Here is a 15,862-nt window from a genome sequence, read left to right as displayed (position 1 = left end):
CCGTATCTTGCCGGCTAATTGGGCTTGGTGAACTACCGTGCCGGCCCTGGCTTTGCTTTCTCATGAAAATCCTCCGCGTCCGTTTCTTCAACCTCAACTCCCTGCGCGGCGAGCATACCGTAGATTTCAGCCAGACGCCCCTCTCGGACGCGGGCTTGTTTGCCATCACCGGGCCGACCGGCGCGGGCAAAACCACCATCCTCGACGCCATTACGCTGGCCCTCTACGGGCAGGTGCCGCGCCACGAGGCCACCGGCCCCGAGCACGTGATGAGCCACGGCACCGGCGAGAGCTGGGCCGAAGTGGAGTTTGAGGTGAACGGCCAGCACTACCGCTCCAAGTGGGGCCAGTACCGGGCCCGCAAGCGGCCCGAAGGCAATCTGCAGCCCCCCAGCATGGAGCTGAGCGAGCGAAAAACGGCCGACGACGGCACCGAAACCTGGCCCCTCATCGAGGAAATGAAGCGGCAGGTACCCGTGCGCGTAGCCGAGCTGAGCGGCCTGGAATACAAGCAGTTTCTGCGCTCGGTACTGCTGGCCCAAGGCGACTTCACCCGCTTTCTGAAGGCGCCGGCCGGCGAGCGGGCTCAGCTGCTGGAGAAAATCACCGACACCAAAAAGTACTCCGACATCTCGCGGGCGGCCTTCGAGCGGGCCAAGCAGGAAACCCAGCAGGTAGAGCAGCTGCGCGCCGGGCTGGCGGGCGTCACGCTGCTATCGGCGGAGGAAGTGGCGTTTCTGGAAGGCGAAGCGCAGGAGCTCACCCAGCAGCTGGCCACCGCCACCGCCGCCCAGGAGCAGCTGCGCGAGGCGCGGCAGTGGCACCTGCGGCTGCAGGAGCTGCACCGCAGCGTGCTGGCCACCCAGCAGCGCCAGCACCAGCTAAATGGGCAGGCCGAAACGCTGGCCCCGCTGCGCCAGCGCCTGGCCCTGCATCAGCAAGCCGCGCCCTTCGCCACCGACTACGCCCTATTGCGCCAGTTGGAAGCCCAACTCGGCCGCCTGCACCAGGAAACCCAGCAGCTCCAGACGCAGCTGCCGCAGCTGGAGCTGCGCCGCGCCACCGCCGAAGCCACCCGCACTGCCGCCCGCCTCGCCTACGATCAGGCCACCCACCTCCGCTCCGAGCAGGACCCTAAGCTGCGCGAAGCCGAGCTACTGGACCACCAGATAGCGGAAGCACGCCGCCTGTTGGGACAGGGCAAAACCGAGTATGAAGCTCAAAACGAGCAGTGCAAACGTCTGAAAGCAGCAGCCGAGCAGGCTGGCACAAGGGCGCGCTTGCTGCAGGAGCAAGTCCGGGACCTCGACAAATGGCTGCTGCTGCACGCTACCGTTGGTGAGCTGGCCAATGGCCTGCCTGAACTTTCCGCTAACCTGCAGCACTGGGAATACCTCAAGGCGGAGCTGGGCCAGCTACGCCAGCGCCTGCACGAAGCCCGGCTGCGGGCTGGGCAGGCGGCCACGCAGGCGGCCACGCATCAGCAGGCTGCTGAGGCGGCCCGCGGCCAGTTGGCCGCCTCGGCAACGCAGTACCACTCTACCGCCACCGCCTGCCACAACTGGCTGCTACAGCTGCGCCACCACGTGCAGGCGCTTCACCAGCAACAGGAGCGTGAGCAGCAGCATTGGGACGATTTGCGCCGCAGCCTGCACATGCAGCAGCTCATCCTGTCGCACACCGACACCCGCCAGCTGCTGGAAGCTGGCCAGCCCTGCCCGGTGTGCGGTTCCCTGGAGCACCCGTATCTGGCGGGCGTGCTGGGCGTGAGCGAAGACTCATTTCAGCGGGAGCGGCAGCGGGAAGAAGAGCTCAGCCAGCGCGTGCGGGCCCTGGGCACCCGCTTCAACCGCCTTAACACCTACGTCACGATGCTGGAGCAGGCAGTGCCCGAAACGGCTCCTGGCACCTCAGCTACCATTCAGCTACTCCCCGAAACGGCCGAGAAGGAAGCCGCCGAAACCATCAAGCAACTGCTGCAACAGCTCAAGCATCTGCAGCAGCAGTGCGCCACCGCCGAGCAGCAGGTGCAGCAGGCCCACACCCACCAGGAGGCTGCTCAGCGCCAGCACCATGACTACGCCCAGGCCGTAGCGCAGCTGGAAAAGGAGCTCCAAGATGCCGAAGAGCGCATGCCCGCCGCCCGCGACATGGTGGTAAGCCAGGCACAGAGCTTCGGGCTGCCGTTTGCCGACGAGAACGGCCGCGCTCTGATGGAGCAAGCCCGCCAACGCATCAGCGAGTTTGAAACGACAAAGCAGCAGCTGGCCCAGTCGCGGCAGGAGCTGAGTGGCGTGAGCGTGGAAGCCGACACCTCGGAGGCTGCCCGGCAGGAGCTGCAGGCTTGGCTGAGCGCCCGCAAGCAGGCCTTGCTGGACCAGAACGCCGCTATGCAGGCCCGGCAGCAGCAGCGCCACGCCCTACTGCCCGATGCCGACCTTGCCGCCGTGCGCCAGCGCCTGGAGCAGGCTGTGCGCACCACCGAAACCCAGCGCCAGCAGGCCGAGCAGCAGTTTCAGCAGCACGACACGGCCGCCACCGTGGCGGCGGCCCGCCTGCAGCAGCTCACCCACGACACCCGGCAGCAGCAGCAGGCTCACGCCGCCAGCACGGCGGCCCTCACGCAGGCCCTGCAGGCCGCCGGCCTCTCCCCCGACCCGGCCACCCTGCCGGCCCTGCTTTTGCCCGAATCTGAAGCGGCCACCCTGCAGGCGCAGCTCAGCCGCCACGATCAGGAAGTGGCTTTGGCCGCCCGCACCCTGCTGGAAACCGAGCAGCAGTTGCAGCAGGAAGAAGCCCGTGCCCTCACCATCGAGCCGCTAGACGCTCTGAACCATCACCTGGAAACCAGCAGCCAGCAGTTGGCTACGCTCAATCAGCAACTGGGCCAGCGCCAGGAGCGCCTGGGCAGCCACCGCGCCGGCCAGGAGCGCCACGCCACGCTGGCCGCCCAGCTGGAAACCCAGCAGCAGGAAGCGCGCCGCTGGCGGCAGCTGGCCGAGCTGATTGGCTCGGCCGACGGCAAGAAGTTCAGCGAGTTTGCCCAGGGCCTTACCCTGGCCCGCCTCGTGGACCTGGCCAACCGCCACCTGCACCGCTTCTCCGACCGCTACCGCATCCTGCGCAACCCCGACCAGCACCTCGACCTGCTCATCCAGGACGAGTACCAGGCCGGCGCGGTGCGCACCATGAATTCGCTGTCGGGTGGGGAAAGTTTTCTGGTGAGTCTGGCGCTGGCGCTGGGCCTCTCGGAGCTGGCCGGCCGCAAAACCCAGATCGACACGCTGTTCATTGACGAAGGCTTCGGCACCCTCGACCCCGACACGCTGGACATTGCGCTTTCGGCGCTGGAAATGCTGCAGGGCACCGGCAAAACCATCGGCATCATCTCGCACGTGGAGGCCCTGCAGGAGCGCGTCAGCACCCAGATCAGCGTGCGGAAAGGGGCCGGCGGCATCAGCTCCCTGCAGGTCGTGGGGTTCAATGGAGCATTGTAGCCTGTCATCCCGGGTCGAGTGAGGAATCCGAGAAATGCCGTTCAGCGACATAATCCCAGATTCCTCGCTCCGCTCGGAATGACAGTTGGCTATTTTACCGCCCTTATCTCCGCCCAACTCCAGTACCGCCGGGGTTCGATATCGGCGTAGCCGGCCTCGAAAAACCGTACTACTTCCTGCTCCAGTTCTTCGGCAGGAATAGACGAAGCATAAATCGGGCGCTGGTCGGGGTCGGCGTAGCGCTGGGGCTTGGTGAGGCCTTTGCCGCTCAGGCGCAATAGCGGGCCGGTGTCGGTGATGCCGTCATGGGTCCAGCGGCGCGGGGTGGCTTCCAGCGCATTGAGGCGGGCCGCTAGGGCATCCAGGGGCAGGCGCGGCAGCGTCGGGCGGCTTTCCAGGTCGATCCAGGTGGTGTATTTGTACTCGAATTCGTAGCGCTGGCCGTCGTAGAGGCTCAGCACCATATCAGTGCCACGGCTGGCGCTGAACAGGGCGTAGTACGGCAGCGGCTCCGGCGTGTGCACCACCGTCAGCCCGATTTGCGGGTAGCGGCGCACGGTGGTGGCGGCGCTGTGCAGCACGGCTACGGCCTGCAGCACCCGCTGGTATTCCGGCTCCCAGACGGCCCGGTACGGGGCCGGGTTGTGCAGCACGGCCGCGAAACGGGGCAGAAACCATGCAAACTTCTCGGCCGAAGCCTCATCTTCGCGGCGGCGGCGGGCCGGGGCGCCAAACGGCTCATAGAACCGGGCTTTCTCCTCAGCATTCAGCCAGCATACCAGCTGCAGGGCGTGGTGCGCCTGCGGGTGCTGCCAGTCCAGCTCCCGAAAATCGCCCAGCGTAGCCACCAGGCGCAATAATTCCTCGTGCTGCAGCGCCAGCTCCGGGTTCAGCAGCGCCCAGACGCCCACAAAGCCATCCACGTCAAAATGATTGGCCGTGACGGCGGCGGCGGCCAGCCCGGGCGTGTGAGGCTGGCGCAGGGCCCGAAGCACCGAGCCGGCGCTGGTGTCGTCGCGCAGGGGCTCGGGCGTGGCCGCGCCGCGCCAGTGCGCCAGCGTGAGGGACGCCCCCAGCCCGGTGCTGTCCACTACAATGGTCGGCTGCTGCCGCAGCTGCTGAAACGGAACGAAGTATCGGGGATGCAAAATAGTGATGAGGGGATGAGGTGATGAGGGGATGAGGTGATGAGGTGACAGGTAAAGGAAGACCGTCATTCCGAGCTTGCGAGGAATCTCGCGTGCTGACGTTGTGGGGCAAATCTACACGCCTAGCCACGTTGGGACGTGAAACGGGCTGCTCACCCCCCGATAATGCATAGCGGCTGCATGAGTAAGCTGGCCTATCCACAAACGCCGGACACGCCCTCAACGTCAGCACGCGAGATTCCTCGCAAGCTCGGAATGACGTTCCACCTCATCATCCCATCCCCTCATTACCCCATCACCCCCATCCCAAAAATCACCTCCTGCCCCGCCGGTTGCGGATGCGCTCCACTTTGCTGCGGCGCACCCAGTGCAGGTACTTCTGCAGCTCCTCGGCGCCTTGCAGCAGCTCGATAGTGCAGTAGCGGCGGGCCAGCTCGCGGTTGTCGAGCAGCAGATGGACGGTGCTGTGGCACGGCTGGCAGAGCGGTACGGTGGGGCCGTGGCGGCCTCCTTCCTCGCGCGGCACCAGATGATGGCGCGAGGTGTGCTGCACTTCCCGCTCGCAAAGTCCGCAGCGGGTTTCAACAGCCTCAGCACGCGGGCCTGGCAACGGAAGGGGAGCAACTTGGCGACGACGACGGGACATAGACAGCTGTGAAACCGCCAAAAACCAGGACCGGTTTCCGAAGACAGCAGAGATAAAAAAACTCTGAAAAATAAAATTTGGTCATACAGCACGTGTCGAAATACTTCTATATTTGATTGGGATACAGACAGTCAGAAGGCTGTATTCTCGTTTTTTTCCCTTTTGGCATCTTCCTTTGATACACTTCACTTTTACCTTGTTGCCCATGCGCATTTCTACTTCCTCTCCTTTCCATCATCTGTCGTCGCTGCTGCGGGGGGCGGGCCTGCTGGTGGCGCTGTGGTGCCTGGCTCCTTCCGAGGCGCATGCCCAGACCTGGATGGTATCCACTGACCCCTACCTTAAGCTGGGCGTCATGGACAAGTTTGGGCAATTGGGAGGCTACACGGCCAAGTTCGTAGTGACCAACCAGACCACCGGCAAAGAATACATTTTGGTGAAGCAGGTGGCAGGTGGCCAGAATGGCGTCGATGTTATCTTCCCTTCCGAGCCCTCGGAGCCCGACTATTTCAAAACCCAGACCGGCGAGGCGGCGCGGGCCCTGCCCGGGCGCTACAGCTGGGAATGCCAAGTGGGTGGCAAGAAAGTGGTGGGTGGCAAGTTCTCGCTGCCTGAAACTGCCAACGACGTGTCCGTAATCGAGCAGAAAAAGCCTTAGCCGCCCGGCAGGCTACTGTGCGTAAAGGCCCGCAGCTTCGGCTGCGGGCCTTTTTTATGGCTGAGGTTTGCCACCGGACGCCGGATTACGTATCAGAGCGTTGGCAGCAGTTGCCGCTTCCCATTTACTTTCCGTCTTTTCCTCATGCCTAAGAAATCATTCTCCGAGCTCATAAACAGCCCCGGCATGCCCGTGCTGGTAGATTTTTACGCCGACTGGTGCGGCCCGTGCAAAACTATGGCCCCCGTGCTGGAGCAGGTAGCGCAGCAGCACCAGGGCAAGCTCAAAGTCATCAAGATTGATGTAGACCGCAACCCCGCCGCGGCCCAGCAGTTCCGCGTGCAGAGCATCCCCACGCTGATTCTATTTCATAAGGGCCAGCCGGTGTGGCGGCAGGCTGGTGCCGTGCCGGCTGGCCAGCTGACGCAGGCCGTACAACCTTTTCTAAGTTAGGCGCATCCTAAGCGGGTGAGGGGAAGCCCGCCGACAAACCATCTGGTAGGGCCCGGTGTTGGGCAGTGCGGGGCGCGTACCTTTGCTGCCTCCGTCCTGCTTTTCACCTATGCGCTACTTTTCATATCTGATTGGAATACTATGGTTGTGGAGCGTGGCGGGCAGTTCGGCGGCGCAGGCCCAGGAGCGGTACCGGCTTAGCGGCTACATCCGCGACGCCAGCCGCGGCCCGCTGCCGGGCGCTTCGGTAGCCGTGCCGGCCCTGGCTTCCGGTGCCACGGCCGATTCCACCGGCTTCTACTCATTCCTGTTGCCAGCAGGCCGGCATCAGCTGGTCATCTCCTTCATCGGCTACCAGAGCCAGACCCGCGACCTAAACCTGACGCGCGCCCAGCGCCTCTCGTTCACGCTGGCCGAGAGCAGCAACACGCTGGGCGAGGTGGTGGTGGAAGGCTCGGGCACGCTGGAGCAGAAGCTGCAAACCACCCAGATGAGCGTGGAGCGCCTCACGGCCGCCGAGGCCAAGCTGCTGCCCGCCTTATTTGGGGAAGTGGACCTTTTGAAAACCCTGCAGCTCAAGCCTGGCGTGCAAAACGGCGGCGAAGGCACTTCCGGCCTGTTCGTGCGCGGCGGCTCCTCCGACCAGAACCTGGTGCTCGTCGACGATGCCGTAGTGTACAACCCGGCTCACTTGTTCGGGCTGTTTTCGGTATTCAACCCCGATGCCGTGCAGAGCGTGGATCTGTACAAAGGCGGCTTCCCGGCGCAGTATGGCGGGCGCCTGTCGTCGGTGATTGACGTGAAGATGCGTGAGGGCAACAAGCAGAAAACCGTCACGAGCGGCGGCATTGGCCTGATTTCGTCGCGCTTAACTGTGGAAGGACCGATTGTGAAAGACAAAGGCTCGTTTCTGCTCTCGGGGCGGCGCACGTACTTCGACGTTTTCACGCGCCAGATCAACAAAGCCAGCGAAGACAATCCCGACTTCAACCCCATTCCCGATTACTACTTCTACGATTTCAACGCCAAGGCCAACTACACGCTCGGCGACAAAGACCAGGTGTTTCTGAGCGGCTACCTGGGGCGCGACGTCTTCGGGTTCGGCTCGCAGGGCGGTTTTGACTTCAACTTCAGCTGGGGCAACACGCTGGGCGCCGCCCGCTGGAGCCATGTGTTCAATAAACGCCTGTTTCTGAATACCACCGCCTCCTACACCAACTACAAGTACGACGTCACCAACAAGCTCGACCAGTTCAGCTTCAACCTGGCCTCCGACATCCGGGACCTGGCCCTGCGCTCCGACCTCGACTACACGCCCAACGACCGGCACGCTTTCAAGTTTGGGGCCCAGCTCATCAATCACCGCTTCGGGGTGGGCCGCTTACAGGCCGGCTCTTCAGATGGGCGCCTGAGCATCGGCTCCGACGTGGCCTACCGCGGCCTGGAAGGCGGCCTCTACGCCTCCGACAACTTCAAGGCCACCGACAAGCTGCAGCTGGAATACGGCCTGCGCCTGAGCGGTTTCCAGAGCGGCTCCAACAGCTACGGCGGGCTGGAGCCGCGTGGGTCGGCGCGCTACTCACTTACGCCCAAAACCTCGCTCAAGGCCAGCTACGCCCTGATGTACCAGTACGTGCACCTCGTCACGAACTCCGGCGCCACGCTGCCAACGGATATCTGGTACCCGTCAAGGCTATCGGTGAAGCCGCAGCGGGCCCAGCAGGTGGCCGGCGGCGTGAGCTTCCTTCTTGGAAGCGGCAAATACCTACTCACCAACGAGGTGTACTACAAGTGGGCGCAGAACCAGGTGGATTTCAAGGACGGCGCCCAGCTGTTCGTGAACCCCGACCTGGACTCGGAGTTCCTGTTCGGCAAGGGCTGGGCCTACGGCAACGAGCTGTACCTGGAAAAGAAAACCGGCCGCACCACCGGCTGGATTGGCTATACGCTCAGCTGGAGCAAGCGCCAGTTTCTGCCCCAGCGCGGCACCACCGGTATCAACGAGGGCCGCGTGTTCTACCCCAGCTACGACCGCCGCCACAACCTGACGGTGGTGGTGCTGCACCAGCTCACAGAGCGCCTCAACCTCACCGGCTCGTTTGTGTACACCACCGGCAACGCCACCACCCTGCCCGCCGCCCGCTTTGCCGTGCAGGACATCTTCGGCGGCGACCTGTCGGCGGTGCCGGTGTACCCCGACCGCAACACCTACCGCCTCGCGCCCTATAACCGCCTGGATTTGGGGGTGGTGTGGAAGCTGAAGCCCAACCGCTGGGTGCCGGAATCCGACCTGACATTCAGCGTCTACAATGCCTACAACCGCCGCAACCCCTATTTCGTGTACTTCGACCAGGTGCGGGCCGGTGGCGACAACACGCCAGTTACCAGCTACCGCGCCCGGCAGGTGTCGCTGTTCCCAACCATTCCGGCCGTCACCTACAACTTCAAGTTCTAATCACGGATTCAACCGGATTTTTCGGATTGCACGGATTTTGTAGGCGGCTCGTTTTGGGCTGAGTTGCTTCGCTGCTGCTGCCGCTTTGCCGCTCGCTCCTGTTCTTCTTCGCTCTTCGCTTATGCTTGGTATTATGAACCGCTTATCCGCTTTGCGCACCACCGCCGGTTTGCTGGCGCTGGCCGGGCTCACGGCCTCCTGCGACCTGCAGAAGGATATCGACGTGGAGCTGCCTGCCATTCCAGCCCAGCTGGTGGCCGAGTGCTACCTCGAAGACGGCCAGATTCCGCGCCTCACCGTGACAGAAACCGTGCCCTACCTGGCCAGCCCCGAGCCTGTGCTGCCCGCTGACGTGACCGTGCGCCTTACCCTGGCCAACGGGCAGGTAGAGGTGATGCGCTTCTTCCCAGGCGTCGACCCCGTAACCGGTAAAGGCTACACCCACATGGGCCGGCGGCCACTAGTGGCCCGCCCCGGCGACGTGTTCAGCCTGGAAGTGGTCGACACCAAGGGCCGCCGCCTCACCGGCACGGCCACCGTGCCCACGCGCGTGCCCATCGACTCGCTGGAATACAAGTTCAACGACCTGCCGCCCGCCCGCCGCGAGGCTTACGTCCTCACCAACTTCCGCGACCCGGCCGGCCTGGGCGACTACTACCGCCTGCAGATTCACCGCGACAGTATCTCCCGGGAGCCGGAAATCGACTATGACGTGGAAGACCGCCTCAACGACGGCAAAACGTACACGCTCGGTACCAGCTACCGCTTCGATCCTGGCGACACACTGCTGGTCACGCTCTACCACCTCGACCGGCCTTACTTCCTGTTCCGGCAGTCGGTGAACGATGCGCGCAACGCCAACGGCAACCCGTTTGCGCAGCCCTCGGCCATCAAAAGCACGGTGCAGGGCGGCGTGGGCGTGTTCACGGTACTCAGCTATGACCGGAAGCAGATTATTATTCCGTAGCGGCCGGCGCACGGCGGCAATAAAAATTCGTCGGCATACAACGTTCCTGAGCCAGACTTACTCTACGTTATATCCTTCCACTTCTATCCATTCCTTGCCCGATGCGCTTACCTTACATTACCCGACTGATCTGCTTACTGGCCGTACTCAGCTTTGCCTTTAGCAGCTGCCAGGAAGACGACCCCACGCCCTCCTTCGACCCCATCAAAACCCTCACAACCGGCAGCTGGCGCCTCGATGAAATCCGGGAAAACAACCAGGTCACCAGCACCGGCACGGCCATCAAAGACCGGTTTAGCCTCACGTTCCGTACCGATGGCACCTACACCGAAAACCAGTTCGTGAACGGCACCACCTACGCCGGCACTTGGATGCTGATGAGCGGCAACACCATCCTGCACTTCACCGACCAAAAAGGCGACGACCACCAGTACAACCTCGTCAGCATCTCCGAAACCGGCCTGCAGTACGGCGCGCTCAACAAGAACAATCAACAGGAAGTGTATACCTTCTCCGCCCAGCCTTAACGCTGCCCGACCCTACGACACAAAAACGGCCGCTGCATCATGCAGCGGCCGTTTTTTGTTGCCCTTATGGCAGTTCCGGGCGCCAGCGGGCACAGGCTGAAGCCTGTGCTACATACGCGTTAGTCCTGCTGCGCGATGACGGCCTGTAGCAGCGCCGTGAGGCGGGGCTCGGCGTCGGCGGCTACGCGCAGGATGTCGGCTATTTCCACCCGCTTGAGCTTGCCCGGCGAGCACAGGTCGGTGATGACGCTGATGGCCAGCACCGGCAAACCCATGTGCACGGCAGCAATCACCTCGGGCACGGTGCTCATGCCCACCGCATCGGCCCCGATGGTGCGCAAGTAGCGGTACTCGGCGGGCGTTTCCAGCATGGGGCCGGGTACGCTCACGTACACGCCGCGCCGCACCTTATCAGCGAAGCCGAGGCTGCGGGCCGCTTCCTCAGCCTGGCGCAGCAGGCGGGCATCGTAGGGCTCCAGCATGTCGGGGAAGCGGGCGCCTAGCTCGTCGAGGTTTTTGCCGATGAGCGGGTTGCTAGGCTGCAGGTTGATGTGGTCGTCGATGAGCATCAGGTCCGAGTAGTTCATGTCGGGGTGCAGACCGCCGGCGGCGTTGCTCACGAACAGCTTCCGGATGCCCAGCATCTTCATCACGCGCACGGGCAGCACCACCTGCTCCATGGTGTAGCCTTCGTAGAAGTGAAAGCGGCCCTGCATCACCAGCACCTTACGGCCGCCCAGCTCGGCGGCCAGCAGGTTGCCGGAGTGGCTTTCCACCGTCGAAACCGGAAAGTTCGGGATGCTGGCGTACGGGATGGTGTGGTGAATGGTCAGGTCCTTGACCAGCGCGCCCAGACCAGTGCCGAGGATGATGCCGAACTCGGGCTCAAAGCCCTGCAGCAGCGGGCGGATATGGTTGGCGGCTTCGTGGAGGTGTTGCATTGTGGGTATGTCGTATGTAAAAAAGACCGTCATGCAGAGCGGAGCGAAGCATCTCGCCAGTGTGGTAGAATTACTACACTGGCGAGATGCTTCGCTCCGCTCTGCATGACGGTCAACAGGGTTACTGGATATTCAGCTCAAACGGCATGCGCGCCTGGGCGCCTTTCATTTCCGAGAGTTTCTTGTACTGCTCGTACACCGGAAACAGCGGGCCCATTTCCTGCTTTACCAGGCTCATGCGCACTTCCTCGTTGATGCCGCTGAAGATGTTTTCCATGAACGACTTCTGGCGTGGCAGCGCCTGCAGCGTGTAGTCGCCTTCCTTGAGCTTGGCGCGGCGGGCCGCAATACGCAGCGCGTCGTCCATGGAGCCGAGCACGTCAACGAGGCCGCGGGCCTTGGCTTCGGAGCCCGACCATACGCGGCCGGAAGCATAGCCGCGCAGCCGCTCCACGGGCATGTTGCGGCCCTGGGCGGCTTTTGTGGTGAAGTCGGCGTAAATGCGGTTGATTTCGTTCTGGAACTGGCTCTGCTCGAAGGCCGTGAGCGGGCGCGTGATGGTGGGGAAATCCGAGAATTTGCCCGTTGTAACGCGGTCCGTCGTCACGCCCAGCTTGTCGCGCAGCAGAGGCTGAATGTTAGGCAGCACGCCGAATACGCCGATGCTGCCGGTGATGGTATTCGGGTGGGCCACAATGGTGTCGCAGCCCATGGCAATGAAGTAGCCGCCCGAAGCCGCCACATCCGACATCGAGCAGATAATCGGCTTCACCTTCTTGGTGAGCAGCACTTCGCGGTAGATAATGTCGGAAGCCAGCGATGAGCCGCCGGGCGAGTTCACGCGCAGCACCACGGCCTTCACCTTGTCGTCGAGACGGGCTTTGCGGATAGCCTCGGCGAAGCGGGTGCTGCCGATGCTGCTACTGCCGCCCTTTCCGGTCACGATGTCACCCTCGGCGTAGATAACGGCAATCCGGCTGCTGCCGCTGCTGCTTTCCTCGTCGTCGGCCTTACTATAGTCGGTGAGGCTTACGAGGCTCAGCTTCTCGTCTTTCTCCACGCCCAGCTTGCCCTTCATGTAGTCGAGGGCCTGGTCGTAGTAGCCGAGGTTGGTAACGAGGCCGAGGCGCTTGGCGTCGTCGGCGTTGTGCACCAGCATCGAGTCGCTGATGGTTTTCAGGCGCTGGGGCGCGATTTTGCGGGCCGTGGCAATGTGGCCCAGCATGAAGTCGTTGATGGAGTTCAGGAACGACGAAGTCTGCAGGCGGGCCGAATCCGACATGTTTTCGCGGAAAAACGGCTCCACGGCGCTCTTAAACGAGCCCACCCGGAAGATCTGGGGCTGAATGCCGGCCTTCTCGAACAGGTTTTTGTAGTACATCGTCTCGGAGCTGAGGCCGTTGAACTCCAGCGTGCCCTGCGGATTGAGGTAGATGCGGTCGGCGACGGACGTGAGGTAGTAGCTCTTCTCCGACTGCGCATCGGCGTAGGCCACCACAAACTTGCCCGACTTCTTGAAGTCCAGCAGCGCGTCGCGCACTTCCTCCAGCGAAGCCATGCCGGCCTGCACCAGCTCTACATTCAGGAAAATGCCCTTGATGTCGGAGTCGTTTTTGGCGCGGCGCAGGGTGGCTTTCAGGTTGTCGAGGCCGATGTTATCGGCCTGGGAGCTGACGATGGAGCCGAACGAGGTGCGGCTTTCGCGCTCGGCAATCGGCTTGTCGAGCTTGAGCTCCAGCACCGAGTCGCTGGCCACGGTTACTTCGGTGTCGGACGAGGCCAGCGCGGCCACGAAGCCGATCAGCAGCACAAAGCCCAGCACCCCGAACACGAACAGGCCGGTGAGCGTGGCCAGCACGTACTTAAAGAATTGTCTCATGAATCACAGGTTTTGCAGATTTTTCGCTGATTACGCAGATGCAGACGGCGCACACAGCGTTTTGCTTTCGATATAACAACCAGACGGCAAGATATTGATTCGGCTGCCTGTGTGGCTTGGATTGGTGGCTTTTAAATCACAGATTTTGCAGATTTTTCGCTGATTACGCAGATGTAGGATTGATGTAAAAGCCGCCAGATTAGGGCTGTTCTATATCGATCCTACATCTGCGTAATCAGCGAAAAATCTGCAAAATCTGTGATTAATAGCCGTATTTCTCGCCCCAGAGCTGGCGCAGGCGCTCTTGGGCTTTGGCTTCGGCGGGGTTGTGGCCGGGGTGGTAGAACACGGTGCCGCTGAGGGCCTCGGGCAAGAACTCCTGATAGGCAAAATTGCCGGGGTAGTCGTGCGAGTACTGGTACTGGCCGCCGTAGCCGAGGTCTTTCATGAGTTTGGTGGGCGCGTTGCGCAGCGGAATGGGCACCGGCTGCACGCCCTGCTGCCGCACCAGCGCCCGCGCCTCCCGGATGGCCTTGTAGCTGGCATTGCTCTTGGGCGAGGTGGCGAGGTACACCACGGTCTGCCCCAGGATAATGTCACCCTCGGGCATGCCAATCACGGCAATGGCCTGGAAGCAGCTCTGGGCCAGAATCAGGGCGTTGGGGTTGGCCAGGCCCACGTCTTCAGAAGCCAGGATGAGCAGGCGGCGGGCAATGAACTTGGCATCCTCGCCGCCTTCCAGCATCACGGCCAGGTAGTAGAGCGCGGCGTTAGGGTCGGAGCCGCGGATGCTCTTGATGAAGGCCGAAATGACGTCGTAGTGCATTTCGCCGCCTTTGTCGTAGCGGGCGAGGTGCTGCTGGGCCAGCTGCTGCACGCCCTCGTCGGTGATGACGACTTCGCCGGTTTGGGGGTCGGGGCGGCTGGCTTCCACCACAATTTCCAGCAGGTTGAGCAGCTTGCGCGCATCACCACCCGAGATGGTGAGCAGCGCGCCGTACTCCTGCATCCGCACCTTGCGCTGCTGCAGCTGCGCGTCCTCGGCCAGGGCCTTATCGACCAGGCCGGTCAGCACTTCCTTGCTCAGGGGCTCCAACACGTACACCTGCGCCCGGCTCAGCACGGCCGGAATCACCTCAAACGAGGGGTTTTCGGTGGTGGCCCCGATGAGCGTGACGATGCCCTGCTCTACGGCACCCAGCAGGGCGTCCTGCTGGCTTTTGCTGAAGCGGTGGATTTCATCAATAAACAGCACCGTACCGCGCTGCTTGCGGGCGCGCTCTATCACCTCGCGCACGTCTTTCACGCCGGCATTCACGGCGCTGAGCGAGGCAAACGGCTTGCCCAACTCCTGCGCCAGCAGGTTGGCCAGGGTGGTTTTACCCACGCCAGGCGGGCCCCACAGAATCAGGCTGGGCAGGCGGCCGGCATTGAGGTAGCGACGCAGCACGCCCTCGGGCCCGATGAGGTGCTGCTGCCCGGCATATTCCTCAAGCGTGCGGGGGCGGCGGCGCTCGGCCAACGGCGCGTTGGCCGCAGCCGGCGGAATAAAGGCCGGCGTGGGGTCAGAATCGAAAAGGGAACCGGTGGACATAGTAGAGGGGGGCGTAAGCTTCAGCTTGCGCCGGAAGGAGATGAAACGGCGTGGCCGTGGGTTTGCCCTAGTACGTATGGGTTACGGCGCAAGCTAAAGCTTACGCTACATTCGCCCCAATGAAAAATTCCGCTAAGGTCCACTCGGCCCTCTTTGTGGTGGCGCTGATCTACGCCGCCAACTACAGTATTTCCAAGGATGTGATGCCGCAGTACATGGGCCCGTTTGGGCTGGTGCTGCTGCGCGTGGTGGGCGCGACGGTGTTTTTCGGCATCCTGAGCCGGCTGGTGGCGCCGCAGGACCGCATCACCGGCCGCGCCGACCAGCTGCGAGCCGTGGCGTGCGGCATCCTGGGCATCGGGCTGAACCAGCTGCTGTTCTTCTCGGGCCTCAACCTGACCTCGCCCATCAACGCCTCGCTCATCCAGACCATTGCACCGGTCGTGACGGTGCTGGCCTCGGCGGTGCTGCTAGGCGAGCGGCTGACGCTGCCCCGACTGGCGGGCATAGCTCTGGCGGGCGCCGGCGCGGCCAGCATTATCCTGAGCAAAGGCCCGGTGGCGGCCGGCGGGCAGGACGGGCTGTTGGGCAACGTCTACATTCTGCTCAACGCCACCGCATTTGGGGTGTATCTAGTGCTGGTGATGCCGCTGATGCGCAAGTACCACCCGTTCACGGTGCTGGCGCGCATCTTTCTGGTGGGCGCCTTCCTGGCGGTGCCGGCCGGCTGGCAGCAGGTGCAGCAGCCCGACTACGCCAGCTTCCCAGCCAGCATCTGGGCCGCCATTGCCTACATGGTGATTTGCCTCACGATTCTGGCCTACCTGCTCAACAACTGGGCCCTGAAATACGCCTCCCCTGCCCTGCTGGGCGCCTACATCTACCTGCAGCCGGCTCTGGCCGTACTCATTGCCGTGAGCCTGGGCAAAGACGTGCTGACCTGGGACCGGGCCTGGCAGGCGCTGCTGATTTTCGGGGGCGTGTTCCTGGTGAGCCGCAAGCCGAAAGCCGCGCCGCAGCCGGTACCGCTGGAGCCGGTGCAGGACTGACGCGCACAACCAGCGGCTCCTAAGTTTAGCCGCTACTTCAGATAAACC

12 protein-coding genes are annotated in these 15,862 nt (G+C 63.0%); 7 read left to right on the top strand and 5 right to left on the bottom strand.

Going from position 1 to position 15,862, the window contains the following annotated elements; genetic code table 11:
• Positions 1-62: 62 nt before the first annotated feature.
• Complete coding sequence (locus tag O9Z63_RS02900; protein ID WP_270127785.1) at positions 63-3,497, top strand: AAA family ATPase; 3,435 nt, start codon at positions 63-65, stop codon at positions 3,495-3,497.
• An 89-nt stretch (positions 3,498-3,586) separates the two neighbouring features.
• Here O9Z63_RS02900 and O9Z63_RS02895 read toward each other — a convergent pair whose 3' ends face one another.
• Both O9Z63_RS02895 and O9Z63_RS02890 read right to left on the bottom strand, forming a co-directional pair.
• A complete protein-coding gene (locus O9Z63_RS02895) occupies positions 3,587-4,645 on the bottom strand; it encodes a DUF6687 family protein (protein ID WP_270127784.1) in 1,059 nt (352 codons plus the stop codon).
• A 313-nt stretch (positions 4,646-4,958) separates the two neighbouring features.
• Positions 4,959-5,291, bottom strand: a complete 333-nt coding sequence (locus O9Z63_RS02890) for an HNH endonuclease family protein (protein WP_270127783.1) — start codon at positions 5,289-5,291, stop codon at positions 4,959-4,961.
• 205 nt (positions 5,292-5,496) lie between these two features.
• Here O9Z63_RS02890 and O9Z63_RS02885 point away from each other — a divergent pair, with 205 nt between their 5' ends.
• The 5 genes from O9Z63_RS02885 to O9Z63_RS02865 all read left to right on the top strand — a co-directional run bounded on the left by O9Z63_RS02885 (position 5,497) and on the right by O9Z63_RS02865 (position 10,351).
• The gene (locus O9Z63_RS02885) at positions 5,497-5,949 is read left to right on the top strand and encodes a hypothetical protein (RefSeq protein ID WP_270127782.1); all 453 of its coding nucleotides are present in this window, start codon (positions 5,497-5,499) and stop codon (positions 5,947-5,949) included.
• Between the two features lie 144 nt (positions 5,950-6,093).
• Positions 6,094-6,402 carry a thioredoxin gene (gene trxA, locus O9Z63_RS02880; RefSeq protein WP_044013549.1) on the top strand — a complete coding sequence of 103 codons (309 nt, stop codon included), beginning with the start codon at positions 6,094-6,096 and terminating at the stop codon, positions 6,400-6,402.
• A gap of 109 nt (positions 6,403-6,511) precedes the next feature.
• Positions 6,512-8,857 carry a TonB-dependent receptor gene (locus tag O9Z63_RS02875; protein WP_270127781.1) on the top strand — a complete coding sequence of 782 codons (2,346 nt, stop codon included), beginning with the start codon at positions 6,512-6,514 and terminating at the stop codon, positions 8,855-8,857.
• Between the two features lie 133 nt (positions 8,858-8,990).
• Entirely contained in the window at positions 8,991-9,824 is an 834-nt protein-coding gene (locus O9Z63_RS02870; protein WP_270127780.1) for a DUF4249 domain-containing protein, read from the top strand.
• A 101-nt stretch (positions 9,825-9,925) separates the two neighbouring features.
• Entirely contained in the window at positions 9,926-10,351 is a 426-nt protein-coding gene (locus tag O9Z63_RS02865) for a hypothetical protein (RefSeq protein ID WP_270127779.1), read from the top strand.
• 119 nt (positions 10,352-10,470) lie between these two features.
• Here the strand turns inward: O9Z63_RS02865 and O9Z63_RS02860 are convergent, their stop codons facing one another.
• From O9Z63_RS02860 to O9Z63_RS02850, 3 genes are all read right to left on the bottom strand, one after another.
• Positions 10,471-11,292: a purine-nucleoside phosphorylase gene (locus O9Z63_RS02860; RefSeq protein WP_270127778.1), complete on the bottom strand. Its 822-nt coding sequence runs from the start codon at positions 11,290-11,292 to the stop codon at positions 10,471-10,473.
• 121 nt (positions 11,293-11,413) lie between these two features.
• On the bottom strand, positions 11,414-13,171 hold the full coding sequence (sppA, locus tag O9Z63_RS02855) for a signal peptide peptidase SppA (RefSeq protein ID WP_270127777.1): 1,758 nt from the start codon (positions 13,169-13,171) through the stop codon (positions 11,414-11,416).
• Positions 13,172-13,433: 262 nt separating this feature from the next.
• Positions 13,434-14,765 carry a replication-associated recombination protein A gene (locus O9Z63_RS02850; RefSeq protein WP_270127776.1) on the bottom strand — a complete coding sequence of 444 codons (1,332 nt, stop codon included), beginning with the start codon at positions 14,763-14,765 and terminating at the stop codon, positions 13,434-13,436.
• A 119-nt stretch (positions 14,766-14,884) separates the two neighbouring features.
• Between O9Z63_RS02850 and O9Z63_RS02845 the strand changes: the two genes are divergently transcribed.
• Positions 14,885-15,814, top strand: coding sequence for a DMT family transporter (locus O9Z63_RS02845; RefSeq protein ID WP_270127775.1), 930 nt, complete (start codon positions 14,885-14,887; stop codon positions 15,812-15,814).
• Positions 15,815-15,862: the final 48 nt, after the last annotated feature.

The sequence above is a fragment of the Hymenobacter yonginensis genome (assembly GCF_027625995.1).
GTDB lineage: Bacteria > Bacteroidota > Bacteroidia > Cytophagales > Hymenobacteraceae > Hymenobacter > Hymenobacter yonginensis.
Note: the sequence above shows the minus strand (reverse complement) of the source record. Positions and strands in the feature narration are given on the sequence as shown.

What these genes read in the sequence shown, in the direction of transcription:
- O9Z63_RS02900 (WP_270127785.1), top strand. Translation starts at nt 63, where the DNA reads ATGAAAATCCTCCGCGTCCGTTTCTTCAACCTCAACTCCCTGCGCGGC.
- O9Z63_RS02890 (WP_270127783.1), bottom strand. Translation starts at nt 5,291, where the DNA reads ATGTCCCGTCGTCGTCGCCAAGTTGCTCCCCTTCCGTTGCCAGGCCCG.
- O9Z63_RS02885 (WP_270127782.1), top strand. Translation starts at nt 5,497, where the DNA reads ATGCGCATTTCTACTTCCTCTCCTTTCCATCATCTGTCGTCGCTGCTG.
- trxA (WP_044013549.1), top strand. Translation starts at nt 6,094, where the DNA reads ATGCCTAAGAAATCATTCTCCGAGCTCATAAACAGCCCCGGCATGCCC.
- O9Z63_RS02875 (WP_270127781.1), top strand. Translation starts at nt 6,512, where the DNA reads ATGCGCTACTTTTCATATCTGATTGGAATACTATGGTTGTGGAGCGTG.
- O9Z63_RS02870 (WP_270127780.1), top strand. Translation starts at nt 8,991, where the DNA reads ATGAACCGCTTATCCGCTTTGCGCACCACCGCCGGTTTGCTGGCGCTG.
- O9Z63_RS02865 (WP_270127779.1), top strand. Translation starts at nt 9,926, where the DNA reads ATGCGCTTACCTTACATTACCCGACTGATCTGCTTACTGGCCGTACTC.
- O9Z63_RS02860 (WP_270127778.1), bottom strand. Translation starts at nt 11,292, where the DNA reads ATGCAACACCTCCACGAAGCCGCCAACCATATCCGCCCGCTGCTGCAG.
- sppA (WP_270127777.1), bottom strand. Translation starts at nt 13,171, where the DNA reads ATGAGACAATTCTTTAAGTACGTGCTGGCCACGCTCACCGGCCTGTTC.
- O9Z63_RS02850 (WP_270127776.1), bottom strand. Translation starts at nt 14,765, where the DNA reads ATGTCCACCGGTTCCCTTTTCGATTCTGACCCCACGCCGGCCTTTATT.
- O9Z63_RS02845 (WP_270127775.1), top strand. Translation starts at nt 14,885, where the DNA reads ATGAAAAATTCCGCTAAGGTCCACTCGGCCCTCTTTGTGGTGGCGCTG.